The organism is Pseudazoarcus pumilus, from assembly GCF_002872475.1.
Lineage (GTDB): Bacteria > Pseudomonadota > Gammaproteobacteria > Burkholderiales > Rhodocyclaceae > Pseudazoarcus > Pseudazoarcus pumilus.
In genome coordinates, this window is record NZ_CP025682.1 from 3,030,645 (window position 1) to 3,054,111 (window position 23,467).

Here is a 23,467-nt window from a genome sequence, read left to right on the forward strand (position 1 = left end):
TGGTCGCCGCGTCCTTTCAACGGGAAGGCAACGCTGACGTGAGCGACGACGGAGCGGCTTTCGTGGTCGGCAAAAAAACGCCACGGTGCGGCCGTGGCGTTCGCGTGCGGCAGCGCGGAGCCGGATCAGAACTTGTCGGTCACCGCGCCCAGCGAAGCCGAACTGACCGTGTGAGCGTACTTGGCGAGTACGCCACGGCTGTAGCGCGGCGGCATCGGCACCCAGGCGGCGCGACGACGGTCCATCTCCTCCTCGTCGACGTGCAGGGTGATGAGGTTCTCATCGGCGTCGATGGTGATTTTGTCGCCGCTCTCGACCAGCGCGATGGGGCCGCCCTCGGCCGCTTCCGGCGTGATGTGGCCGACGACGAAACCGTGGCTGCCGCCGGAGAAGCGCCCGTCGGTAATCAGCGCCACTTCCTTGCCCAGACCCTTGCCCGTGATTGCCGAGGTCGGGCTGAGCATCTCGCGCATGCCGGGGCCGCCCTTGGGGCCCTCGTAGCGGATCACCAGCACGTCACCGGCCACCACCGCGCCGTCGAGGATGCGGTCCAGCGCCTCTTCCTCGGAATGGAAGACGCGCGCGGTACCGGTGAACTTCGTGCCTTCCTTGCCGGTGATCTTGGCCACCGAACCGGTCGGCGCGAGGTTGCCGTAGAGGATGCGCAGATGGCTGTCCTTCTTGATCGGATTGGACAGCGGCCGGATGATTTCCTGCCCGTCCGGATACGGCGCGACCTTGGCGAGGTTCTCGGCCAGGGTCTTGCCGGTGACCGTCATGCAGCCGCCGTGCAGCAGGCCGGCGTCGAGCAGCATCTTCATCAGCGGCTGGATGCCGCCGATCTCGACCAGCTCGCTCATCATGAATCGCCCCGATGGGCGCAGGTCGGCAAGCAGCGGCACGCGCTTGCCGATCTCGGTAAAGTCCTCGAGTGCGAGTTCCACGCCACAGGCATGGGCCATCGCCAGCAGGTGCAGCACCGCGTTGGTCGAGCCGCCCAGCGCGATCACGACCGTGATGGCGTTGTCGAAGGCCTCGCGCGTCATGATGTCGCGCGGCTTGATGTCGCGTTCGAGCAGATCGAGCACCGCGGCGGAAGCCGCGCGACAGTCGGCCATCTTGCTGTCCGACACGGCGTTCTGCGCAGAGCTGCCGGGCAGGCTCATGCCCAGCGCCTCGATCGCGCTGGCCATGGTGTTGGCGGTGTACATGCCGCCACAGGAGCCGGGGCCGGGAATCGCGGTGTCCTCGACGTCCTTCACTTCCTTGAGCGTCATCGTGCCGCGCGCGTGTGCGCCCACCGCCTCGAACACCGAGATGATGTCGGTGTGGTTCTTGCCGGGCAGGATGGTGCCGCCGTAGACGAACACCGACGGGCGGTTCAGGCGCGCCAGACCAATGATGCAGCCGGGCATGTTCTTGTCGCAGCCGCCGATCGCGACCAGACCGTCGAAGCCTTCGCAGCCGGCCGCGGTCTCGATGGAGTCGGCGATGACCTCGCGCGAAACCAGCGAATACTTCATGCCTTCGGTGCCGTTGGCGATGCCGTCGGAGACCGTGATGGTGTTGAAGATCACGCCCTTGCCACCGGCCTCGTCCGCGCCGCGCGAGGCTTCCCGCGCCAGCCCGTCGATGTGCATGTTGCACGGAGTGAGATTGCTCCAGGTCGAGGCGATGCCGATCTGCGGCTTCTTGAAATCCTCGTCGCTGAAGCCCACGGCGCGCAGCATGGCGCGCCCGGGCGCCTTGCTGATGCCGTCGACGACCTGGCTGGAAAACTGGCGGCGTTTGTCGGTGGTCATGGCGTTGTCCTGAACGGAAGTTGTCGGGAACGGCCCGCGGGCCGCGAAACCTGTGATTTTACCCAAAGCACGTGGCTCGGCGCTGAATTCGGTGCGCGCCCTGCGTCAATGCGCTTCAGGCATGAAGCTGTGCACCACCGCGCCTGCACTGCGCGATGGCGCGACGACCAAAAGAAAAGGCCGGGAAGCCCCGGCCTTTCGGATTCTGCGCGCCGGGAGCATTCCCGGCCGGGCGGAATCAGGCGATCTCGACGACCTCGATCTCGAAGGTCAGATCCTTGCCCGCCAGCGGATGGTTGGCATCGACCTTGATCGAGGCTTCCTCGACCTCGACCACGCGCACCGGAACCGGCTTGCCGTCCTGGCTCTGCATCTGCAGCTGCTGACCGACTTCCGGCGTGATTTCGGCCGGGATACGGTCGCGCGGCACCTCGATGATGCCCTCTTCGCGGTGCGGGCCGTAGGCCTCGTCCGAAGGCACCAGGGCAGTGGTCTTGTCGCCCGGCGCAAGGCCGGTGACGGCGCTCTCGAAGCCCGGAATGATCTGACCCGAACCGACGGTGAATTCCAGCGGATCGCCACCGGCGGAAGAATCGAACACGGTGCCGTCGTTGAGCTTGCCCGTGTAATGAACGCGGACGGTGTCGCCCTGCTTGATCTGTGCCATTTCGCACCTCCTTGCATACGTTTGCGTTTGCGGTTCTCCACCGGTCGCGCGTTGCAGTTGGTGAAGCACTGAGCCGTTTACCATACAGGAAGGCATCGGCCTTGACGACCCGGCCGCCCTTCACATTCCGTCAGTTGGATGTCGTTTCGACGTTGATCGACGCAAGATCACGCTGTTATGTGCTCGAAGACGACATCCTGTGCGCCGCGCCAGAGGCAGGATTCGCCGATTTCGCGCAGATGCTCGCGGCCTTCGACGACGCTCAGAAAGTGATTGCCGGCGAGCGGCCCGAGCTTGCTCGCGAAGGCACACGCGCCGTAGGCGAGGATGATCTCGGTCTCGCTGTAGCCGCCCGGATAGAACAGCACGTCGCCCGGCGCCGGATGGGCCGTAGCGTTCTCGAAACCGAAATCCACGCGTTCGTCGCCCAGCGGCACCCAGCAACCCTCGCCGCTCCAGCGCACGTGGATGAGTTGCGTCTTCCACGGCAGGCGCGCGAGAAAGGCCGCCACCGTCCTGGGTGCGGCATCGACGGTCTCGGCGACGAGCACGCGCTCGCCGACGGTGATGCGTACGCGGCTCACGACTTGCGTCCGATCAGCGCGCCGAGCGCCGGCGACAGGCCACTCCACTCCTTGACCGGTGGCGGCGCGTAGCTGCCGGCCAAAGCGCCACGCGGGGCAAGCGCGGCAAGCGATTCGGCATGGCGCACGGCGCTGGACACGCCATCGACCACCGGCACCGGAATGCGGTCGGCGATGCTGCGCGCCAGCCCCGCCAGCGGCGCCCCGGCGATGATGATCACGTCGGCGCCGTCCTCGTTCACAGCCGCCTCGCACAAGGCCTGCAACTGCTCGCCCTTGTCGGTCTGCACGGTGCCGATGTCACGCAGGCTCTCTTCCAGGCAGCGGATGCTCGCCAGCCGGCCGGCAAGACCGTGCATCTCCACGGTTTCCTGATACCAGGCGCGGATGCGGCGCGAGATCGCGACGATGGAGAAACGCCCGCCCAGCATCGCTGCGCTCATCAGCGCCGCCTCGGTGAGCCCCACCACCGGAATCGGCAGCATCTCGCGCGCGGCCGCCAGGCCCGGGTCGCCGAAGGCAGCGACGATGGCCGCGTCATGCCCCTCGTGATGTTCGGCCAGCTCGTTGAGGGTGGCAAAGGCGCCTACGGCCGCCTCGGCGCGGGTCTCGATATAGGCCACGCCGAAGGGCGCGGTACGCATCGTCAGTTCGGTGCCGGGGGAAGCGGCGCGGCGCGCTTCGGCCTCGATCAGATCGGTGACGCTGTGCGAGATGTTGGGATTGACGATGAGCAGTTTCATTGCGTTCGCGTTCCTTGTCAGAGCTGCGCGCGGGCACGCGCCCACAGCGCCTCGGATGCGGCCTGGCCGTCGGCCAGGATGGTGTCCAGATCGGCGTGGGCGAGATGCCCGTCTTCGACGACGACGCGCCCGTCGCACACCACCATTGCCACGTCGCGCCCCTGCGCGGTGTGCACCAGGTTGCCCAGCGTGTCGATGTGCGGCACCAGGTGCGGCCGGCGAAAGTCGAAGGCCACCAGGTCGGCCCTCTTGCCGATCGTGATCGAACCGATCTGGTCATCGAGGCCGAGCGCCCTGGCTCCGCCCAGAGTCGCCATCTCGACGACGTGATGTGGCTGCCAGAAGTCGTCGATGCATTCTTCCTGCAGGCGCCCGACCAGCAGCGCCCAGCGCATCACCTCGACCATGTCGCCGTGCATGTTGTCGGTGGCCAGCGCGAGGTTGGCGCCGGCGCGGCGCAAGGCGCTGGTGGGCGCGATGCGTCCGCCCTGCGCGTTGCCGCGCGGCACGTGCGCGACGTTGATGCGCGCGCGGCCAATGCGCTCGATGTCGGAATCCGACACATACATGCAGTGCGCGGCCGTGTAGCGGTGATCGAGCAGGCCCACATCCTCGATCAGTTCGGTCGGGCTCATGCCGTCGCGCTCGCGCACGCGGGCGTTTTCCTTGCGGCTTTGCGACAGGTGACCGTTGACGTTGACGCCCAGCCGGTCGCGCTCGGCGGCGACTTTCGCGAGCAGCGTGCGCGAACACGTGTCAGGCGCGTGCGCGGCGAACTCGAAGCCCAGACGGCCATCGTACCTGCCGCGCCAGCGCTCGCATAGGGTCACGGCCTCGCCCAGCGTGCGCTCGCCGATCTCGTCACGGTGCTCCCACACACCTTCGTGCACGCGCGTGAAATCCACGTCGTGGATGCGCCCGCAGGTGATCACGCGCATGCCCAGCTCACCCATCGCCGGCAAGGTCAGGTCGGCGTGCACGTAGCTGTCGTTGATCAGCGTGGAGCCGAACATCAGGCACTCGGCCGCGCCCAGGCGGGCGAGCGCCACGGCCTCGTCCTCGGTGACTTCGTGCCCGTGCGGCACGCCCGGCGTGTAGGCCGGGGCGAAGCCCATGTCCTCGGCCACGCCGCGCACCATGGTCAGGATGGTGTGGGTGTGCACGTTGACGAATCCCGGCGTGACGACGTGGCCGGCAAGGTCCACGGTGCGGTGCGCCGCAGGCAGCGGGCGGGACGCGTCACGCGGACCGATCTGGGCGAATCGCCCGTCGCGCACGACGATCACCGCGTCGGCGATCTCGCCCAGCGCGGGGTCGACGGTGACCACGCGCGCACCATGCAGCACCAGATCGGCGGGAGCAGGTTCGCTCATGAGCTCCTCCTCAGAATCCCAGCGTCTTCGGCAACCAGGTCACCAGCGGCGGAAAGACGATGCACAGCGCCAGCACCACGAACTGCCAGACGACGAACGGAATCGACTCGCGCACCAGCTTCATCAGCGGCACCTTGGTGATGCCGCTCATGACGAAGTACAGCACGCCCACCGGCGGCGTCATCATGCCGATGACCAGATTGAACATGAACAGGAAGCCGAACCACAGCGGGTCGATGCCGTAGGCCACGGCCACCGGCGCGAACAGCGGCACCAGCATGATGTAGGCCGCGTTCGACTCGATCAGCATGCCGACGAAGATCAGCAAGAGCATCGTCAGCAGCACGTACACCATCGGATCCTGGGTCATCGACTGGATCCAGTCCGACAGGGCCATGGGCACCATCTCGATGGTGAACACGAAGGTCACCGACGCGGCGAACGCGATCAGCGCGCCCACCATCGCCGAGGTGACGGCCGCGCGGTACAGGCAGCCCGGCAGGTCGGCGAGCTTGAGCCGGCGCGTGATGACGAAGCCGATCAGCGCCGAATACACGACGGCGATGGCCGCGCCCTCGGTGGCGGTGAAGATGCCGCCGACCACGCCGCCGACGACGATCACCGGCATCAGGATGATGATGATGGCGCGACGCGCCTGCACCAGCACGTTGCGGATCGAGAATCCGTCGCCGGTCAGCGCGTAGCCGCGCCGGATCGAAATCCACGAGGCGATGCCCATGAAGCCCAGCGCGAGCAGGATCCCGGGCACGATGCCGGCCATGAACAGGCCGCCAACCGAGACGGTGGAGCCGGCCATCAGCGCGTAGACGATCATCGCATTGGACGGCGGAATCACCGGGCCGAGGTTGGCCGCCGAGGCGATCACCGCGCCGGCGTAGGCGTCCGGATAGTACTTGCGCAGCGAGGGCACCAGCGTGCTGCCCATCGCCGAGGCACTGGCCACGGCCGCACCGGAGACCGACGCCAGAATGGTGCCGGAGACGATGGTCACGTGCGCCAGACCGCCGTGCACGCGTCCGATCAGGCTGTTGGCGAAGGCAATCAGGCGATCCATGATGCCGGCGCGCACCATCAGCTCACCGGCCAGCATGAACAGCGGGATGGCCATCAGCGGAAAGCTGTTGACCGCATGCATCATGCGTTGCGGCATCACCACCAGTTCGAAGTCGAGCAGATACAGCGCTGCCAGCGAGCCAAAGCCCAGCGCGAACGCGAGCGGCATGCCGAACACGGCCAGCAGCAGGAAGATTCCGATTGCGACCCAGGTCATAACTCGCCCTCCCAGGTACGCGAGCCGCCCCACGCGAGCAGCGCCAGGTGCAGGAGCGAATGCGCACCGGTGATCAATACGGCGAGGTAGTAGATGCCGGACGAGACGGGAAGGGTCGGCATCAGTTCAGGCCAGCGGTCGACGGTGGCGACCCAGCCGCCGAACATCACCATGATCATCAGCAGCGTGCCCAGACCCGCCATGACGCGGAACAGCACCTCTTCGAAACGATCGGGCATGAGTTTCACGAACAGATCGATGCCTACATGCACGCCATGCTTCACACCGTGCGGGATCGCCAGGAAGATGGCCCACACGAAGAACAGGCGCGACAACTCGTCGGCCGAGTCGAGCGAGGACTCGAAGCCGTAGCGCAGCAGCACCTGCAGCGAAACGGTGATCGCCATCGCCGCCATCGCCACGACGATGCCCCAGAAGGTCACCGCGTCGATGCCGCGCACCAGCCCCTTGAACGCGCGAAACGCCCCGCTGCCGGGCGGCGGCGGGACGCTCGCGGCCCCGCCCGGGGGCGGGGCCGCGGCCGCTTGATCCTGCGAACTCACTTGGCCGCCTGCGCTTCTTTCAGGACCAGATCGATCACCGCCGGGTCGACGCGCTTCTTCAGCTCTTCGACCACGCTCGCGGTCGCGCCACGCAAGGCATCACGCGCCTCGTCCGACAGCGGCGTGAACTCCATGCCCTCGGCGATCAGCTTCTCGCGCCATTCGGCCTCCTCGGCAGCGGCCTGCTTGCGCTGCCACATCATGGCCTCGGCCATGGCCTCGTCGACGATCTTGCGATGCTCGTCCGACAGGCGCTCGTACTTGCGCTTGTTGGCCGCGACGTTGATGAAGTCGTAGAAGTGGCCGGTATCGGACAGGTGCTTCTGCACCTCGTTGAAGCGGCGGCTGGCGATGATGTTGTAGGGGTTCTCCTGCGCGTCGAGCACGCCCTGCTGCAGCGCCGAATACAGCTCGGAGACGTCCATCGACTGCGGGTTGGCGCCCAGCGCGCGGAAGGTCGCCAGGTGCACCTCGTTGGGCTGCAGACGGATGCGCATGCCCTGGAAGTCTTCCACCGAGGTGATGGGACGCAGGTTGTTGGTGACGTGGCGGAAACCGAGTTCGCCATAGCCCAGGTTCACGAAGCCCAGTTCGGCCATCTTGGCGTCGAAGATGTCGCCGACTTCGCCATCCATGACCTTGAAGGCCTGCTCGCGGCTGTCGAACAGGAAGGGCAGGCTCACCGCCTCGTACTCGGGCACGGTGCGCGTGAAGTAGGCGATCGACGTGAACACCGCGAAGATCGTGCCCGAGCGCACCTGGTCGACGTTCTCGGTCGCGCCGCCGAGCTGCATCGCCGGGAACAGGTCGACGCGGATGTCGCCGTTCGAATCCTTTTCGACCTTCTCCTTGAATACCTCCATCGCGCGCGAGACGCTGTGGTCCAGCGGGAAGTTGCCCGCCACGCGCAGACGCTCGGCCGCGGACGCGGCCGTGCTCACCACCATGCCGGCGGCCAGGGCCGCGGCGATCGCTACGAGTTTTGTCTTGCCGAACATGTCACTCTCCTCCTGATCAGACTATGGACCGAAGCCAACTGTGTACATTTTTGAACACAACAAATGCACCGACACCTCGGCGCACGCAGCTGTGTTCAGCATAGTTCCTAGCAACTGCAATGCCAAAAGCTTTGCGCCGGCCGCCGCGTCGTGACGCAATCGCCGGAAAACCGCCTGTTTGCGCGGCCGGCCGTCGATCCCGTTCTTGCGCAGCGGCATTCATTGAACTATTTTGTATTCAATACCGCACACAGTAAATGCACTATAGACGTGCAAAAAAACGCTGTAAACGTTTAGTTTGGTGCATACACTCGTTCCCGCATCCCGCACACAACGTCTCGGGCACGCGCGCAAGGTCACAGCGGAGGCGCCGAAGACAACGACGTTACGGAACGGCGCGGCCGGACGCGATAGCGCTGTCGCATGCAGTGCATACACAAAAATCAGCACAGGGGTGCGAATAAAATGCGTAAACTCCATCCGGACAAGAACAAAGCGAATCCCGAACGCATGGAAGCCGCCTTCGCCAAGCCCGATGTCGAAGACATCGCCGACCGCATCACCAACGCCGTCATGGAGCATCGCCTGCCGCCCGGCATCAAGCTCGCCGAGGAGCGACTCGCCTCGGCGTTCGGCGTGTCGCGCACCAAGATCCGCCAGGCCCTGACGATGCTCTCGCGCGAGGGGCTGGTAAAGCTATTCCCCAACCGTGGCGCCTTCGTCACCAGTCCGACCGTGCAGGAAGCGCTGGACCTCTTCGCCACGCGCCGCCTGATCGAGCCGGAGATCGTGCGCAACGCCATCGCACGTTCGGACAAGGCCGACCTCAAGCGTCTGCGCGCCCACCTCGCGGCCGAGGAAGACGCCCGCAAACGCGGCGACCGGCGCACCATCATCAAGCTCTCGGGCGCCTTCCACATGCTGCTTGCGGAAGTGGCGGGCAACAGCTTCATCGAGAAGCTGATGGCCGAACTGTGCCCGCTGACCTGCCTCATCATCTCGCTCTACGACGCACCGCAGACCCCAGCCTGCCCGGAAAACGAACACGTGCAGATCGTCGACGCGATCGAGCGCAAGGACGAGGCCGAAGCCGTGCGCCTGATGCTGCGCCACCTCGACCACGTTCGCAACGAACTGCGTCTGGGCGAAGCGGAGAAGCAGGACATCGACTGGGACCAGATGTTCGGCTGAACGCCACCGTAGCCAGGGCATCGTCCCTTGCTACGCTCGCCCCGACCTGCGGTGCGCGGCCCGCTGAATGCGGATGCTCAGTGCGTTGGCGCTCAACGCCGCGGCGATCGCCCCGACGAAGGCCAGCGCCAGCGGCACGACCGGCAGCAAGGCCGCCAGCGTCACGCAAAAGCTCATCATCGCGAAGTTGCCCCACAACATCCCGCGCAGCAGCACCACGACGAAGGCCGCGCCCGAGGCCCGATGCGAGAACACGGTGAGCACCGTGCCGAGCACCGGAAACAGCGCCAGCACGCCGGCCGCGCGCGGCCCCAGCGATTCGGCGAGCCAGGTGATCAGCAGCACCAGCGCCACCCCGCACACCATGCGCAACTGCAGGTCGAAGCGCATCGGACGCGGTGGCGGCTGCGCCGTCAGATCGCGTGGCATCGCGCGGATGCACGTCACCAGCACCACGACGTCGATCGCCGCATGCGCCCACACCGACCACGTCGATTGCGTCGCCAGCCAGGCGACGACGCCGTAGGCGGCATAGCCACCGAGCAGGCACAGCGGCCACGCGAAACGCGTCGCCAGCCACGAATAGACCAGAGCATAGGCCGCGAAGGCCGCCACCGCCGCGACCGTGCCCGCACCGGCAGCGGCTGCGAAGGGCGCCCCTTGTTCGATCGCGACGAACAGCAGGATCGGCCCGGCCACGACCGGAAAGGCCGACAGCCGGCCCGCCACCCGCGCACCCCAGCGCCGCCCGGCCAGCGTCACCGCATAGATGATGGCCGGCACCAGGGTGAGTTTGAGCGCGAGCAGCGCCAGCGCGGACGACATGGCGAGCCTCAGCGCAGGCCGTAGAGCCCGCGCAGGGCCTCACGCACGGCACTTGCGGCCGCCGGCGCTTCGGCGGAATGTGCGCTTCGCGCGGCCCGCGCGGTTTTCGCCGCCGCGTCGCGCACGGCGACGGCGTCGATGCCGGGCCACACACCGTCGCGCCAGCGCACACGACCGGCAACCATGGTCATCGCCACATCTGCCCCGCGCGCGCGCTGGGCGACGGCCTCGAGCACGGGGGTATCGGCATCGCGGTAGACGCCCTCGATACGCGTCAGCCGCAGCGCGACCAGATCGGCCTGCATGCCGGGCGCGATGCGTCCGCAACGATCCTCGACGAACGCCGCACGCGCACCGGTGGACGTCACCATGGTGAGCAGGCGCCGCGCGCGCGCGCCAGCAGCTTCGGACGGCCCGCGCCGCGCCAGCAGATCGGCCAGATGCAGCTCGGAGAGCAGATCCTCGTCGTCGCTCAGCGCGCAGTTGTCGGTGCCGATCGCCACCGGCACGCCGGCCGCGACGAGTTCCGGCAACGGCGCGATGCCGTTGGCCAGTCGCAGGTTGGAACCGGGGTTGTGCACCACGCTCGCGCCGGACTCGGCCAGGGCCGCGATGTCGTCGGCGTCAGCGTGCACGCAGTGGGCGAGCGTCGTGCGCGGCCCCAGCGCGCCCAGCCCGGCGAGCGCGCGCATCGCGCCCTGCGGATACAGGCGGCGCGCGAGCTCGGCCTGGGTGGGCGACTCGAGCGCGTGCAGATGCAGGCCCAGACCATGTTCGGCCGCGTCGCGCGCGAGCGCTGTGAGCAACGCGTCCGACACCCATTGCGGCCCGGCCGGCCCGTAGGCGAGCGTGAGCTGCCATTCGCCCGCGTAATCGGCCTGCAGGCGACGCATCAGCGCGATCGTCGCCGCGGCGTCACCCGCATAAGCGGGCGGAGCGGCACGGCGCACGTGCTGCGCCGCCTCGCGCGGCAGGCCGGCGATGAAGGCCTGCGCGTCGTAGCCGGGGTAGACCAGCTCGCCGCGGTCCATCGCGCCGACGCAGAAGGTCACGCGGACGCCGGCTTGCAGATAGGCCTCGATGGACGCGCGCGCCTCGGCCTCGTAATCTCCGCTGCCATAGCTGTAGTTGGCGTGCACGGTGCACGTCGTGCCGTTGGCGAGCAGGTCCAGCGCCGCGAGCGTCGTGAGCGCACCGGCGTCCGGTGCGCCGCGCGCGCGGCGCTGCGCGATCCACGGCTCGAGCCGGTCGTCCGGGTAGCCGAGCAGCACCTGGCTGATGCCGCGCCCGTGCTGATGGGCGTTGACCAGACCCGGCATCAGCAGCGCGCCGGGCAGGTCCACCACCTCGGCCGCGCGCGGCGCCAGCCGCGCATCCGGGCCGACGTCGATGACGCGATCGCCGTCGACCAGCACCGACCAGCCCGCGTGCACCTCCCCCGCCGCATCGGCGAGCAGGTAAGCCGGACGGATCAGGAGCGGCCGATTCATTTTCCGTACATCACGTCGGGCACGAACAGCGCCACCTGCGGGAAGGCGATCAGGATCGCGACCATCAGCAGCATGATCAGCGTAAACGGCATCGCGCCCCACACCACGTCCATCACCGAGCCGCCGTCGGGTCGCACCCCCTGCACGATGAACAGGTTCATGCCCAATGGCGGCGTGATCAGGGCGATCTCCATCATCAGCACCAGAAAGACGCCGAACCACACCGGGTCGATGCCGAAGAACAGGACGATGGGCATCACGATGGGGATGGTCGTGATCATCATCGACAGCGTCTCCAGGAAGCAGCCCAGGATCAGGTAGAACACGATGAGCATCAGCAGGATCTGCAACTGCGTCGCACCGGTGTCGGCGACCAGGCCGGTGATCGCCTGCGGGATGCGCAGCACGCCCATGACGAAGGACAGCAACTGCGCGGCGAGCACGATGAGCATGATCATCGCCGTGATGCGCACCACCGCCAGCACCGATTCGTTGAGCATCGCGATGGTGAGCCGCCGTCGTGCGGCGGCCAGGATCAGCGCGGCGATGACGCCCACGGCGGCCGACTCGGTGGGCGTCGCCCAGCCGGTGTAGATGGTGCCCATGACCAGCGCGAAGATCAGCAGCGGCGGCAGCAGGTCCTTGAGACGCGCGAGCTTCTCGGCCAGCGGCACCGGCGGCAGCTCGTCCCCGCCCATCCTGGGACGCAGCACGCAGACCACCGCGATGAAGATCATGAACAGCACGATCAGCAACACGCCCGGCACGATGGCGGCGAGGAACAGTCGGCCGATCGAGGTGTTCGACATCGAGCCGTAGATGATCATGTTGATCGACGGCGGAATCAGGATGCCCAGCGTCGCACCGGCGGCGATGGTGCCCAGCGCGAGGCGTTCGGAATAGCCGTGCTGCTTCATCGACGGCAACGCCACGGTGCCGATCGTCGCGGCAGTGGCCACGGACGAACCCGACACCGCCGAGAACAGGCCGCAGGCGCCGATGTTGGTGTGCAGCAATCCGCCCGGCCAGCGCCGCATCCAGTCCGACAGCGCGTTGTACATGCGGTCGGTGATGCCACTGCGCACCAGGATCTCGCCGAGCAGGATGAACATCGGGATGGCGGTGAGCACGAAGTCGTGCAGGATGCTCCACATCTGGTTGCCGAACATCATCAGCGTCGGCGTGCCCAGATACAGGAAGGCGCCGAGGATGGCGACCGCGAACAGCGCGCCGGCCACGGGCAGGCCGATGAGCATCAGCCCGAGCATGATGAAGAAGCCCACGAAGGCTTCGGTGACGGTGATCATCGTTCGCCCTCCGCGGCCGGCGCACGCTTGTCCGCGCGCACCTCGTCGAGTTCCTCGTTGAGCGTGCGGATGCCGTACCAGCGATTGATCGCGCGCCATTCGCCGAAGACCAGGCGCAGGCAGTGCAGCGCGGTGACGCTGGCGACGGCGGCGAACAACACCATGCCGACCACCCAAACCGCCTGCGGCATCCACAGCGGCGTCATCAGCGGCGTGCCCGACAGGCTGCCGTACTCGACGCTCTCGAGCATCGCGACGGTGGCGCGCCAGGCGAGGAAGACGGCCATCACGGCCATGAATACGGCCGAGACGGTATTGAGCACCGCACGCAGCGACTGCGGCAGGCGCTCCATCAGGATTTCGATGCGGGTATGGCCGCGCTCGAGCAGCGCGTAGGCCGCGCCGACCGCGGTGACCGTGGCGAGCATGTAGCCGCCGTATTCGTCCGCGCCCTGCAGGGAGAACCCGAGCAGGCGACGCAGCAGGATCTCCAGCCCGATCACCAGCGTGATCGCGAGTACCGCGTAGCCGGCGACGAGCGAGAAGACACGAACGACCGGCGCACACCAGCGTTCGACGGGATTGCGATTCATGAGGTTGCCTCCTGCAGCGGCGGGCCGCGAAACGGCCCGCCGCGCCGGTTTCAAGCGATCACTCGATGGTGATGCCGAGCGCCTTGCCGACGGTGTCGTTCCAGGTCTGCGAACAGGTCGGATCGACCGCGTTGCACGACTTGGCCCAGATCGGCAGCGTCACTTCCTGGGCCGCCTTCTTCACGCGCTCGCGATCCGATTCGGCAACCTCGACCATCTTCATCGAGAACTTCTTGTGATCCTTGCACGGCTCCTGGCCGGTGGAGCAGTTGGCCGCATCGCCGTTGGCCGTCAGCGCGACGTCCCACAACGCCTCCTCGAGCTCGCGGAAGGTCGCTTCCAGCTTGGCCTGTTCCTCGGGGCTGAAGCGATTCCAGGCGTCGAGGTTCATGAAGTGGCCCTGCACCGAGCCGGACACCGCGATCGGCAGGAAATGGGTCGTCACCTCGGGCCAGCTGCCGGAGTTCGACGAGGTCGGCGAGGTCACGCCGCACGAGGCCACGCCACGCTGCAGCGCCGTGTACACCTCGCTGAACTGCAGCGTCACCGGCGTCGCGCCGAAGTGCTCGAGCAGCGCCGACATGGTCGGCGTGAAGCTGCGCACGCGCAGCCCCTGAAGGTCGTTCAGGGAATTGACCTCCGCGTTGCACAGGAAGACCTGCGGACCGAACGGCCACAGCGTCAGCACCTTGGCGTTGAAGCGCTTCTGCAGGCGCTCGTCGAAGGCCGGGCGGTAGGCCTCGACAGCCGTCTTCAGGGTGTCCATGTCGGTGGCCACGCCGACCACGTCGATGCCCTCGAAGAACGGGTCGTCACGCGAGGCCATGCCGATCTGCACCGACATGATGTCGAAGGCACCCGAGCGCAGCATGCGCAGCGCGTCGGGCGCACGCACGCCGACCACGTCCATGGGGTTGTAGTTGACCGCGACGTCGACGCCGGACTTCTCCTGCAGTTGCTCGAAGAACTCGGTTTCGACGGCGACGTGCTTGACGTTCTGCGCAAAGTTGCCGGTCACGCGCAGGTTCTGCGTGGCGTGGGCGGCGGTGGCGACAACGGCGCCACAGGCGAGTGCGGCGACGAGGCGGGTGAGACGACGGGTACTGTGCTTCATGACTTCCTCCTGGGTGGTTGAATCAACACGTTGTGACGACCGCAAACTCGCAAGCGAGCCGAAGCGGCCAGAACCTGCGTTCGCGCAATCTCCGTGCCACCCCACGGGCGGGGAGCCACGGTTGCGACGCGAGTCGCAGTCGTGCCGGGCGTTCCACGCGTTTCTGACCGAAGGAATCGACTCGGGCGAAACGTTTTTATGAATATTTTGCACACAATGCTGAACGCACGTTTTGCACTATAGGTGTGCATATCCACGGTGTAAACACTTCAATTTGGTGCATGGCAACACGGCAGAACCCATGTGGAAGGCCGCATATCCTCGACTGCGGCAATCCGCTCATGCCGCCAAGTTGTTGCAGAAACCGGCGAACTGAGATCGCAGCCGTCGCGCTTCCGGCCTCATTCCATGTGGTACGCGCGCCCGGCACAACTGAGTCTTTATTTTGTGCTTCATGTTGTATACAGTTAATCTCATACCACGCTCCGAATTCCGTCACTTCCGTGCGAACAAGGCACGGTTTGTGCTCAGGCGGGTCGATGTCGAGAAGACGTGGCGTACATATGGAGACCCTCAATGCCCGACACGCGAACGCTGCTCGGCGTACTCACGCCGTCCTCGAACACCGCGCTCGAGCCGCTGACCTCGGCGCTGGTCGCCGGCACCCCCGGCGTCAGCGCGCACTTCTCGCGCTTCACGGTCACCCGCATCACGCTCGACGACGCGGCGCTGGGCCAGTTCGACGACTCCAAGATCCTCGCCGCCGCCCAACTGCTCGCCGACGCGCGCGTAGACGTCATCGGCTGGAGCGGCACCGCCGCCGGCTGGATGGGCTTCGAACAGGATCGCCGGCTGTGCGAGCGCATCCAGGAAGCCACCGGGATTCGCGCGACGACGTCGATTCTCGCGCTCAACGAGATCCTCGAACGTTCCGGCCGACGTCGTTTCGGCCTGGTGTCGCCGTACACCGCCGACGTGCAGCAGCGCATCGTCGCCAACTACGCGCGCGAGGGCTTCGAGTGCGTCGCCGACAGCCGGCTCGACATCTCCGAGAACTTCGCCTTCTCCGAGGTCGACGCCGACACGCTGACCCGTCAGGTGCGTGAAGTGGCCGCCGCCAAGCCGGAGGCCATCGCCACCTATTGCACGAATTTGCGCGCCGCACACCTCGTGCCGCAATGGGAGGCCGAGTTCGGCATCCCGGTCTTCGACACCGTATCCACGGTGGTCTGGTCGATGCTGCGCATGACCGGCCACGACCCGGCCCGCATCACCGGCTGGGGCCGCATGTTCCAGGAGGTGAAGTGATGAACGATTTCGATCTGGTGATCCGCAACGCACATTGCGCGACGGCCGCCGACGTATTCGACGCCGACATCGGCATCAAGGACGGCAAGATCGCCGCACTCGGCCAGGGTCTGCCCGCCGGGCGCGAGGAGATCGACGCGGCCGGGCGCTGGGTGCTGCCCGGCGGCATCGACGGTCACTGCCACCTCGACCAGCCCATGGGCGACAACTCGGTGATGGCCGATGACTTCCTCTCGGGCACGCGCTCGGCCGCCTGTGGCGGCACCACCACGGTGCTGCCCTTCGCCTGCCAGTTCAAGGGCCAGAGCCTGCGCGACGCGGTCGACGACTACCACCGCCGCGCGGATGGCAAGGCGGCCATCGACTACGCGTTCCATCTGATCGTGTCCGACCCCACGCCGGATGTGCTCGAACGCGAGCTGCCCGAACTGATCCGCGAGGGCTACACGTCGTTCAAGATCTACATGACCTACGACGACCTCAAGCTGGCCGACCGCGAGATCATCGACGTGCTCGCGGTGGCGCGCGACGAGGGCGCGATGGTTATGGTGCACGCCGAAAACATCGATTGCATCGCATGGCTCACCGAGCGCCTGCTCAAGGCCGGCAAGACCGCGCCGCGCTACCACGCCGAGGCGCGTCCGATGCTCGTCGAGCGCGAGGCCACACACCGCGCGATCTCGTTCGCGGAACTGGTCGACGTGCCCATCCTGATCGTGCATGTGTCGGGACGCGAGGCCATCGAGCAGATCCAGTGGGCGCAGAACAACGGACTGCGCATCTACGGCGAGACCTGCCCGCAATACCTGTTCCTGACCGCCGACGACCTCGGCCTGGATGACGACCACCATCACCATGGTGCCAAGTGCATCTGCAGCCCGCCGCCGCGCGACAAGGGCAACCAGCAGGTGGTTTGGAACGGGCTCGAATCGGGCGTGTTCCAGGTGTTCTCGTCGGATCACGCGCCGTTCAGGTTCGACGGCCCGAGCGGCAAAAAGGCGGCCGGCCCGAATGCGAGCTTCGACAGGATCCCCAACGGCATCCCGGGGCTGGAAACGCGCCTTCCGCTGCTGTTCACGCACGGCGTGCTGTCGGGCCGGCTGGACATCTGCCAGTTCGTCGCACTGACCTCGACCAACGTGGCCAAGATGTACGGCCTGTATCCGCAGAAGGGCTCGATCGCGGTCGGCGCCGACGCCGACCTGACGATCTGGGACACCGGTCTGGATCGCGTGATCCGCAATGCCGACCTCCATCACGAGGTCGATTACACGCCTTACGAGGGCATCCCGGTGTCGGCCTGGCCGGCGGTGACGTTCTCGCGCGGCAGCGTGGTGTGGCGCGACGGCGAATACCTGGGCCGCGCCGGGCGCGGCGAATTCCTGCGTTGCGACCTGCCCCAGCCGGCCCGCCCCAAGGTACGCGGGGACAGCCGATGAGCGCACTGCCGCCGCGCAGCCAGGAGCTGGCCGCGAAGCTGGCCGACGCCTGGCGTGATGGCCGCGCACTGTCCGCGCTCGAGGCCACGCGCCTGGCACCGCCGGATGACGCTGCGGCCTACGCCATCCAGGACACCGTGGGCGCGGCGCTGGGCTGGTTCCCGGCAGGCCGCGCGCGCGCCTGGAAGATCGCCTCGACGCCGCCCACGGCCGCGCCGGTGCCCGACGCCTTCATCGATGACGCGCCACAGACACTGCGCCCGGAGGACTTTCACACCCTCATCGGCATCGAGGTGGAACTGGTGTTGCGCCTGGGCAGCCCGTTGCCGGCCGGCGCGGATGAGGCGCAGGCGGCCGCGGCGATCGACGGCATCTTCGCAGCCATCGAGGTTTTCGACGTGCGCGCAGCGGACTGGAACACCCTGCCGCGCACCTTCCTGCTCGCCGACCAGCAGATGCACGGCCGCCTCCTCCTCGGCACGGGCATCGACGGCGGCTGGCAGGAGTCCTTCGCCGAGACGCAAGTCGTACTGAGCGTCGACGGCGAGGAAACGCTGCGCCGCCACGGAGGACACGCACTGGGAACCCCGGTGGCGATCCTGCCGTGGCTGGCCGGCCATGTCGCCTCGCGCGGCGCGGAACTGCGTGCCGGCGACCTGATCGCATCCGGCACCTGGATCGGACTGCACGTGGCACGGCCGGGCGAGCGCATCGAAGCCTCGTTCAAAGGCATTGGCCGCGTTCGCGTGGACGTCGCCTCCGACTGAGTCAGTCCGCCGGGCGCTCCCCGGCGGCGGGCGTCTCGACCGCTTGCGGCGCGTCGCCCTCCGGCTCGTTGTCCGCCTCGGGGGTGGCCTGCGGCAGGTCCGCGTCTTGCGGCGCCGGCACTTCCGCAGGCGCCTCGGCCCCCGGCTTGGCCGAGGCAATGCGCTCGAGCGCGGCTCGTTTCTGCATGTCGCGGAAATCGTTCTCCAGACCGCCGGCCGCGAAGGCCTCACGCAACTGTGCGAAGACCGGCCGGATCGTGCCTTGCTCGAACAGCTTCCACGACACCGCGCGCGCGGTGTCGGCGTCGCCCAGCGCGAGCGCGGCGAGCACCACGTCCACGCTCGCGCTCAGGCCCAGATCGGCCGCCACCATGCCGGCGCTGCGCGCGGCGAAGCTCGCCCGCCCGGCCTCCGGGTCGAGTCGCACACCGAGCGCGATATGGCTGGTCTTGTCATCGAGATCGGCGGTTTCCAGTTCCACCGGCTTGATGGCCTGCATCGCCTGTTCGGCGGCCAGCGTGTCGCCGGCCTCGAGATGGCTGCGCACCAGCATGAGGCGATCGGCGATCGACGGCGGCCCACCCAGCACGTCGATCTCGAGCACTTCGGCGATGGCCTGACGCGCCGTCTCGGCGTCACCGTTGCGCAGGGCGACATCGGCCAGCAGACGCTTGCGCGCATGGTTGCGCACGCTGCGTCGCGAGGCATCCTCGACCGTACGCTGCGCTTCTGCGTGATCCCCCATTTCCATGCAGATCCTGGCCTTCAGGTCGAAGGCCTCGAAATACAACGGCGCCTGCTCGACGACGCCGTCGACCAGCTCGCGCGCCTCGGCCAGCCGGTTCTGCTGCAGCAGCGTGCGCGCCAGCCCTGCACGCGCCCATGGAAAGGGATGCAGTTCGAGGATGTCTCGATACGCCTGCTGCGCGCCATCGGCATCACCCTGCGCCAGTCGCAGTTCGGCGCGCTGGCGCATCAGGTCGAAGCGGTAGGGCTTGCCTTCCTCGCTGTCCAGATGACGCTCGATGAAGGCATTGGCGGCATCGAAGTCGCGCTCGCGCCTGGCCTCGAACAGCGGGCGGAAGAACTGCTTGCGCGTGAGCGCCCGGTCGAGTCGGAACTTCAGCCGGTCCGGAGAGAAGGGCTTGATGATGTAGTCGTCGGGGCCCAGTTCCACGGTGGCGACGACGTTCTCGTAGGCCTTCTCGGCGGTGACCATGATGAACACCGATTCCTCGGGCAGCAGGTCGTCGCGGCGCATCTCCTCGAGCAGATGCTGACCGTTGCGCTTCTCGCCAAGGTTGTAGTCGCACAGGATCACATCCGGCACGGCACGACGCACGCGTGCGATGGCGTCCTTGTAGCCGCTCGAGAACTCGACCGAGAAGGCGCCCATGGTCTGCGCGCAGGTGCGCAGACCGTCGCGCGCCGCGGGCTGGTCGTCGATGACCAGGAACCGCAGCTTGCCGTAGCGCTGTCGCCCGGAGTCGCTCATGGCAGCACCAGCCGGAACGCGGCTCCGCCGAGCGCGCCGCCGTTGCTCAGTTCGAGCCGACCGACCGCATCGCCCCGCCGGTGGGCCCGGGCAATCGCACGCGCGACGTACAGTCCGAGACCGCGACGGGTCATTTCCTCGGCATCGGTGGTATCGAAACCCGGCCCGTCGTCCTCGACCATCAGGTGCAGGCCTTCAGCATCCTGCCCGGCGCGCAGCCTGACGCGCGTGCGCGCGTAGCGCGAGGCGTTGTGCACGGCATTGGACAGCACGTCGAGCATCAGCTCGCGGTCCATCGGCCATGGCGGAAGCTCGGCCGCGCACGCGATGTCGAGCGTCAGCCCGGCCGCACGCAGATGGGCATCGTTGAGCAGCCGCAGTTCATCGAGCAGGTCGGTGATGTGCACGATTCCGATGTCGGGTGCGAGCAGGTCGCGCTCGCAGCGATAGGCGGTAAGCACGCGCTGCAGGCGGCGCGCGGCATGCTCGATGGCAAAGCGCGCCTCGTCGAGGACGATGCCATGCTCCATCTCGGCACGCACCACCGCGCTCTCTGCAACGAAGAGCTGGTTCTTGGCGTCGTGCACGCCAGAGGTCAGCATGTCGAGTACGCTTTGCATCCTTTCGTCCTTCTCGCTGCGCTTCTGCCGTTCCGACGACGATTCCGTAGCCGGTCCAGTGTAAGCATTTTTGCGCAAAGGGTCAGCACTGTTCCGGGCTTGCGCAAACTGCATCACGGTCGCTGCATCCCCGCCGCAGGGGCATGACGGATTCCTGCTGGTAATGCACGTGCCGGGCTCCTGCGGCGATACCCCTTGGCTATACTGGCAGTGTAGCGAGGATGCCTACCACCACCGGCCCAGGCGGCCGCCATACGGATCTTGCGGATGCCCCGGCAGCACGACCCCCTACAGAACCACCTGCTCGCGGCGCTACGATCCGAGGATTTCGGGCCACTCGCCGACCAACTGGAACTGGTTCATCTGGCACTCGGCGAGTCGCTCTACGAGTCGGGTACGCAGATGCATCATGTGTACTTCCCGACCGACGCCATCGTCTCCCTGCTCTACGTCATGGAAGATGGCTCCTCGGCGCAGATCGCGGTGGTCGGCAACGATGGCATCGTCGGCGTATCGCTGTTCATGGGGGGCGAAACCACCCCCAGCCGCGCCGTGGTGCAAAGTGCCGGTCACGCCTACCGCCTCAGGGGGCAGATCCTCAAGGATGCCTTCCACCGCTTCGCCGGCGCCTACGAAGGCGCCCTGCATGATCTGCTGCTGCGCTACACACAGGCGCTGCTCACGCAGATGGCGCAGACCGCCGTGTGCAATCGTCATCACGCTCTCGACCGGCAGCTTTGCCGCCTGCTGCTGCTGTCACTCGACCGTCTGCAGTCGAACGAGCTGGTGATGACCCAGGAACTGATCGCGAGCCTGCTCGGCGTACGTCGCGAGGGCGTCACCGAAGCCGCCGGCAATCTGCAGAAGGCCGGCCTGATCGCGTACCGCCGCGGCCATATCAGCGTCATCGACCGTCCCGGCCTGGAGAAGCGCAGTTGCGAGTGTTACCGGGTGGTGAGAACCGAAACCGACCGACTGCTACCGCCGCACCTGTTCCAGCGCGCTTGAATCGCGCGGCGCCACGCACCACCCGATCCGTCCACCCGAAGGGCTTGGCCCGACAGGCCCGCATCCGCCGCGTTGCAGCTCCTTGAGAGCCCCCGGTCCTGCTGCGTCGCGCCCTGACCTGCGGGCCAATCCGGGCAGGCGCGACCGCCGTGGCTAAAGCGAACAGACCCTATGTGCGCCAACAGACAGACGCGGCGCGCCCCCGCCCCTATCCTCGCTCAATCGGGACAGTCAGACGCGCGACGCCCACTGGCAGCATGGGTCACTGCAGGATTCTGACCTCGCAAACGCGCCCCAACCCTTCTCGCCTGACCCGATGACCTGCTCCGCGAGCCGGCCGCGCACACTCCGCCCAGTGCAGGAAGGGCTGCACAAGACTTGCGCCAGTACCCTCCCACACCAACCATTGATGAACGAGGCAATACCATGAAAACCAATCACAGACTCACCATCGCCACCCTGGCTGTCGCAGCAGTACTGGGCCTGAGCGCATGCGGCGGCATGTCCTCGCGTGACAAGAGCACCGCAGTCGGTGCCGGTGTCGGTGCAATCGGCGGCGCGGTACTGACCGGTGGCAGTGCAGTCGGGACGGTCGGCGGCGCCGCGGTCGGCGGCATCATCGGCAACCAGGTCGGCAAATAAGCATCTCGCCGGCAACGCATTCGTGCGCAGGCCGGCATGCGGACGCAAGTCCACCACGCCCGCCTCGGCGGGCGTGCACAGAGTCAAAAAACATGAAACCTGGCAACACTTTGCGCATCACCACCCTATTGCTCGCCGCCACCATGCTCGCCGGCCTGTCCGGCTGCGAAAGGGAAGGGCCGATCGAGCGCGCCGGAAAGCAGGTCGACAAGGCTGCAGATGCGGTCGGCGACTCACTCGAGAAAGCCGGTCAGAAGATCGACGACGCGGTCCGCCCAAACTGAGGGCTGGATCACCGCAGGTCGGCACTTCCCGGACCTGCGCTCACCCCTCGATTTCAAGCCCGTTGCGCTGCAACGGGCTCGTTCGTTTCAGTGCCAAGCCCGGGCCGGCACGTCCGGCGCTTCCCGGCAAAAACCGCCCACCGACGGATCCATGAATCAGCGACGCGTTGGGCCTCGCACACCTGATGCACCTCCGCATTCATGCCGACGAGCTCGACGCAGTCGGGCCCGCCTGAAACAGACGCGCCCTAGCGTTGCGAACCGAGCTGCAAGAGCCTACCTCCTGCCGATCCCTCCCATTACGAGCGAGGCGACGAACAGGACGATGAAGATGAAGAACAGTACGCGCGCGATGTCGACTGCACCGGCGGCAAGGCCGGTGAATCCGAACAGACCGGCGATCAGCGCGACGACCAGAAACACGACAGTGTAGTAAAGCATCGAAATCACTCCTGCATTGAAGCCACATGATCCACGCAACAGGTCCGAGAGGACTGGTACGCAACCCCCTCTGCCTGCGTATCGATCGGGTGTATGACAGCTGCTCTCGTCTTACGCCTACTTGCGACGCATGTCGTTGCGCACGTCCTTGACACCCTTGACTCCGCGCGCCAGTTCGACCGCCCGATTGATGTCGGAGCGCGAATTGACAAAGCCGGAGAGCTGCACCACTCCGTCATAGGTCTCGACCGTCACATCGGTCACGCGCAGCACGGGATCATCGAAGATCGCAGCCTTGACCTTGGTGGTCAGCACGCTGTCGTCGAAGTACTCGCCGGCCGTCTGCTTGGGACCCGCGGAAGTGGAGCAACCCACCGTCAATGCCACGGCCGAAGCGAGCAGGATCGGCATCAGATACCGGGACGGTTTTTTCATGACTGGAACTCCTTGATGGAAACGGTGCGGGGCCGAGTGGTTGCCAAGCTGCACCCCGCCCTGAAGCGGGCACCGGCGGCGCCGCATTACCCCGCTGATATCCAGCATGCGCGAAGCGATTGCCGGGGTCTGTGCGGCGACGCACACACATGCGCGCCAGGCCCCGGCGGCCAGCGCAGGCTCACCCGGCGAAAGTGCGCTGCGGGATCGACCGCGCCCGGCCCGGGCGAGGCGGCAAGCGGTCACGATTCCGGATCACCAGCAGCACGCGTCCGCTCGCTGTAGCGCATTGCGTTGCTCGGCGCGCATTCCGCGCGCGGTCGCCACATCGGCGTGGCACTTTTACAACGGCCGGGAACCGCGCCACGACGGGCTTCGTCCAATTCAAAACACTTGCTTACAGACACCGCAATGACACCCGGCCGCCTCCGGCCCGACAATTCGTAACAAGCCGAAATCCGGCAGCGTGGCCTGACTCCGGTCCGCT

General features: G+C 66.9%; 24 protein-coding genes. 7 read left to right on the forward strand and 17 right to left on the reverse strand.

Annotated features, from left to right (window positions below; translation table 11 throughout):
- Positions 1-125 precede the first annotated feature (125 nt).
- From ilvD to C0099_RS14885, 8 genes are all read right to left on the reverse strand, one after another.
- Positions 126-1,802 (reverse strand): dihydroxy-acid dehydratase, encoded by a 1,677-nt coding sequence (gene ilvD, locus C0099_RS14850; RefSeq protein ID WP_102248148.1) that lies wholly within the window; start codon positions 1,800-1,802, stop codon positions 126-128.
- Between the two features lie 238 nt (positions 1,803-2,040).
- Positions 2,041-2,469 (reverse strand): FKBP-type peptidyl-prolyl cis-trans isomerase, encoded by a 429-nt coding sequence (locus tag C0099_RS14855; RefSeq protein WP_102248149.1) that lies wholly within the window; start codon positions 2,467-2,469, stop codon positions 2,041-2,043.
- A 167-nt stretch (positions 2,470-2,636) separates the two neighbouring features.
- Positions 2,637-3,053 (reverse strand): DUF3830 family protein, encoded by a 417-nt coding sequence (locus C0099_RS14860; protein WP_102248150.1) that lies wholly within the window; start codon positions 3,051-3,053, stop codon positions 2,637-2,639.
- Entirely contained in the window at positions 3,050-3,796 is a 747-nt protein-coding gene (locus C0099_RS14865; protein WP_102248151.1) for an aspartate/glutamate racemase family protein, read from the reverse strand. Before C0099_RS14865 ends, C0099_RS14860 begins: the two co-directional genes overlap by 4 nt.
- Before the next feature lie 17 nt (positions 3,797-3,813).
- The gene (locus C0099_RS14870) at positions 3,814-5,169 is read right to left on the reverse strand and encodes an amidohydrolase family protein (protein WP_102248152.1); all 1,356 of its coding nucleotides are present in this window, start codon (positions 5,167-5,169) and stop codon (positions 3,814-3,816) included.
- A 10-nt stretch (positions 5,170-5,179) separates the two neighbouring features.
- Positions 5,180-6,460 (reverse strand): TRAP transporter large permease, encoded by a 1,281-nt coding sequence (locus C0099_RS14875; RefSeq protein WP_102248153.1) that lies wholly within the window; start codon positions 6,458-6,460, stop codon positions 5,180-5,182.
- The gene (locus C0099_RS14880) at positions 6,457-7,023 is read right to left on the reverse strand and encodes a TRAP transporter small permease (protein ID WP_102248154.1); all 567 of its coding nucleotides are present in this window, start codon (positions 7,021-7,023) and stop codon (positions 6,457-6,459) included. Before C0099_RS14880 ends, C0099_RS14875 begins: the two co-directional genes overlap by 4 nt.
- The gene (locus C0099_RS14885) at positions 7,020-8,021 is read right to left on the reverse strand and encodes a TRAP transporter substrate-binding protein (protein WP_102248155.1); all 1,002 of its coding nucleotides are present in this window, start codon (positions 8,019-8,021) and stop codon (positions 7,020-7,022) included. The genes C0099_RS14880 and C0099_RS14885 overlap by 4 nt, the downstream gene beginning before the upstream one ends.
- A 465-nt stretch (positions 8,022-8,486) precedes the next feature.
- Between C0099_RS14885 and C0099_RS14890 the strand changes: the two genes are divergently transcribed.
- The gene (locus C0099_RS14890; protein WP_199797630.1) at positions 8,487-9,212 is read left to right on the forward strand and encodes a GntR family transcriptional regulator; all 726 of its coding nucleotides are present in this window, start codon (positions 8,487-8,489) and stop codon (positions 9,210-9,212) included.
- A gap of 30 nt (positions 9,213-9,242) precedes the next feature.
- Here the strand turns inward: C0099_RS14890 and C0099_RS14895 are convergent, their stop codons facing one another.
- Genes C0099_RS14895 through C0099_RS14915 form a run of 5 tightly spaced genes read right to left on the reverse strand, consistent with a single transcriptional unit; the run spans position 9,243 to position 14,541 of the window.
- Positions 9,243-10,037 (reverse strand): hypothetical protein, encoded by a 795-nt coding sequence (locus C0099_RS14895; RefSeq protein WP_102248157.1) that lies wholly within the window; start codon positions 10,035-10,037, stop codon positions 9,243-9,245.
- An 8-nt stretch (positions 10,038-10,045) separates the two neighbouring features.
- Positions 10,046-11,527 (reverse strand): amidohydrolase family protein, encoded by a 1,482-nt coding sequence (locus C0099_RS14900; protein ID WP_102248158.1) that lies wholly within the window; start codon positions 11,525-11,527, stop codon positions 10,046-10,048.
- Complete coding sequence (locus tag C0099_RS14905) at positions 11,524-12,834, reverse strand: TRAP transporter large permease (protein WP_102248159.1); 1,311 nt, start codon at positions 12,832-12,834, stop codon at positions 11,524-11,526. The genes C0099_RS14900 and C0099_RS14905 overlap by 4 nt, the downstream gene beginning before the upstream one ends.
- On the reverse strand, positions 12,831-13,427 hold the full coding sequence (locus tag C0099_RS14910) for a TRAP transporter small permease subunit (protein ID WP_102248160.1): 597 nt from the start codon (positions 13,425-13,427) through the stop codon (positions 12,831-12,833). Before C0099_RS14910 ends, C0099_RS14905 begins: the two co-directional genes overlap by 4 nt.
- A gap of 58 nt (positions 13,428-13,485) precedes the next feature.
- Positions 13,486-14,541, reverse strand: coding sequence for a TRAP transporter substrate-binding protein (locus C0099_RS14915; protein ID WP_102248161.1), 1,056 nt, complete (start codon positions 14,539-14,541; stop codon positions 13,486-13,488).
- Between the two features lie 576 nt (positions 14,542-15,117).
- On the opposite strand from C0099_RS14915, the gene C0099_RS14920 reads away from it, so the two are divergent.
- The 3 genes from C0099_RS14920 to C0099_RS14930 are packed head-to-tail and all read left to right on the forward strand — an operon-like array spanning position 15,118 to position 18,055.
- Positions 15,118-15,849, forward strand: coding sequence for a maleate cis-trans isomerase family protein (locus tag C0099_RS14920; RefSeq protein WP_102248162.1), 732 nt, complete (start codon positions 15,118-15,120; stop codon positions 15,847-15,849).
- Positions 15,849-17,288 (forward strand): dihydropyrimidinase, encoded by a 1,440-nt coding sequence (gene hydA, locus C0099_RS14925; RefSeq protein WP_102248163.1) that lies wholly within the window; start codon positions 15,849-15,851, stop codon positions 17,286-17,288. The genes C0099_RS14920 and hydA overlap by 1 nt, the downstream gene beginning before the upstream one ends.
- Complete coding sequence (locus C0099_RS14930) at positions 17,285-18,055, forward strand: fumarylacetoacetate hydrolase family protein (protein WP_102248164.1); 771 nt, start codon at positions 17,285-17,287, stop codon at positions 18,053-18,055. The genes hydA and C0099_RS14930 overlap by 4 nt, the downstream gene beginning before the upstream one ends.
- A 1-nt stretch (position 18,056) precedes the next feature.
- Here C0099_RS14930 and C0099_RS14935 read toward each other — a convergent pair whose 3' ends face one another.
- Both C0099_RS14935 and C0099_RS14940 read right to left on the reverse strand, forming a co-directional pair.
- A complete protein-coding gene (locus C0099_RS14935; protein WP_102248165.1) occupies positions 18,057-19,550 on the reverse strand; it encodes a tetratricopeptide repeat-containing response regulator in 1,494 nt (497 codons plus the stop codon).
- Positions 19,547-20,170, reverse strand: a complete 624-nt coding sequence (locus C0099_RS14940) for a sensor histidine kinase (RefSeq protein WP_102248166.1) — start codon at positions 20,168-20,170, stop codon at positions 19,547-19,549. Before C0099_RS14940 ends, C0099_RS14935 begins: the two co-directional genes overlap by 4 nt.
- Positions 20,171-20,437: 267 nt before the next feature.
- Here C0099_RS14940 and C0099_RS14945 point away from each other — a divergent pair, with 267 nt between their 5' ends.
- The 3 genes from C0099_RS14945 to C0099_RS14955 all read left to right on the forward strand — a co-directional run bounded on the left by C0099_RS14945 (position 20,438) and on the right by C0099_RS14955 (position 22,104).
- Entirely contained in the window at positions 20,438-21,178 is a 741-nt protein-coding gene (locus C0099_RS14945) for a Crp/Fnr family transcriptional regulator (RefSeq protein WP_102248167.1), read from the forward strand.
- Positions 21,179-21,604: 426 nt separating this feature from the next.
- Positions 21,605-21,820 (forward strand): glycine zipper 2TM domain-containing protein, encoded by a 216-nt coding sequence (locus C0099_RS14950; RefSeq protein WP_102248168.1) that lies wholly within the window; start codon positions 21,605-21,607, stop codon positions 21,818-21,820.
- A gap of 92 nt (positions 21,821-21,912) precedes the next feature.
- Complete coding sequence (locus tag C0099_RS14955) at positions 21,913-22,104, forward strand: hypothetical protein (RefSeq protein ID WP_102248169.1); 192 nt, start codon at positions 21,913-21,915, stop codon at positions 22,102-22,104.
- 276 nt (positions 22,105-22,380) lie between these two features.
- Here C0099_RS14955 and C0099_RS14960 read toward each other — a convergent pair whose 3' ends face one another.
- Entirely contained in the window at positions 22,381-22,545 is a 165-nt protein-coding gene (locus C0099_RS14960; RefSeq protein WP_102248170.1) for a DUF1328 domain-containing protein, read from the reverse strand.
- Positions 22,546-22,662: 117 nt separating this feature from the next.
- Positions 22,663-22,980 (reverse strand): BON domain-containing protein, encoded by a 318-nt coding sequence (locus C0099_RS14965; RefSeq protein WP_102248171.1) that lies wholly within the window; start codon positions 22,978-22,980, stop codon positions 22,663-22,665.
- Positions 22,981-23,467 lie beyond the last annotated feature (487 nt).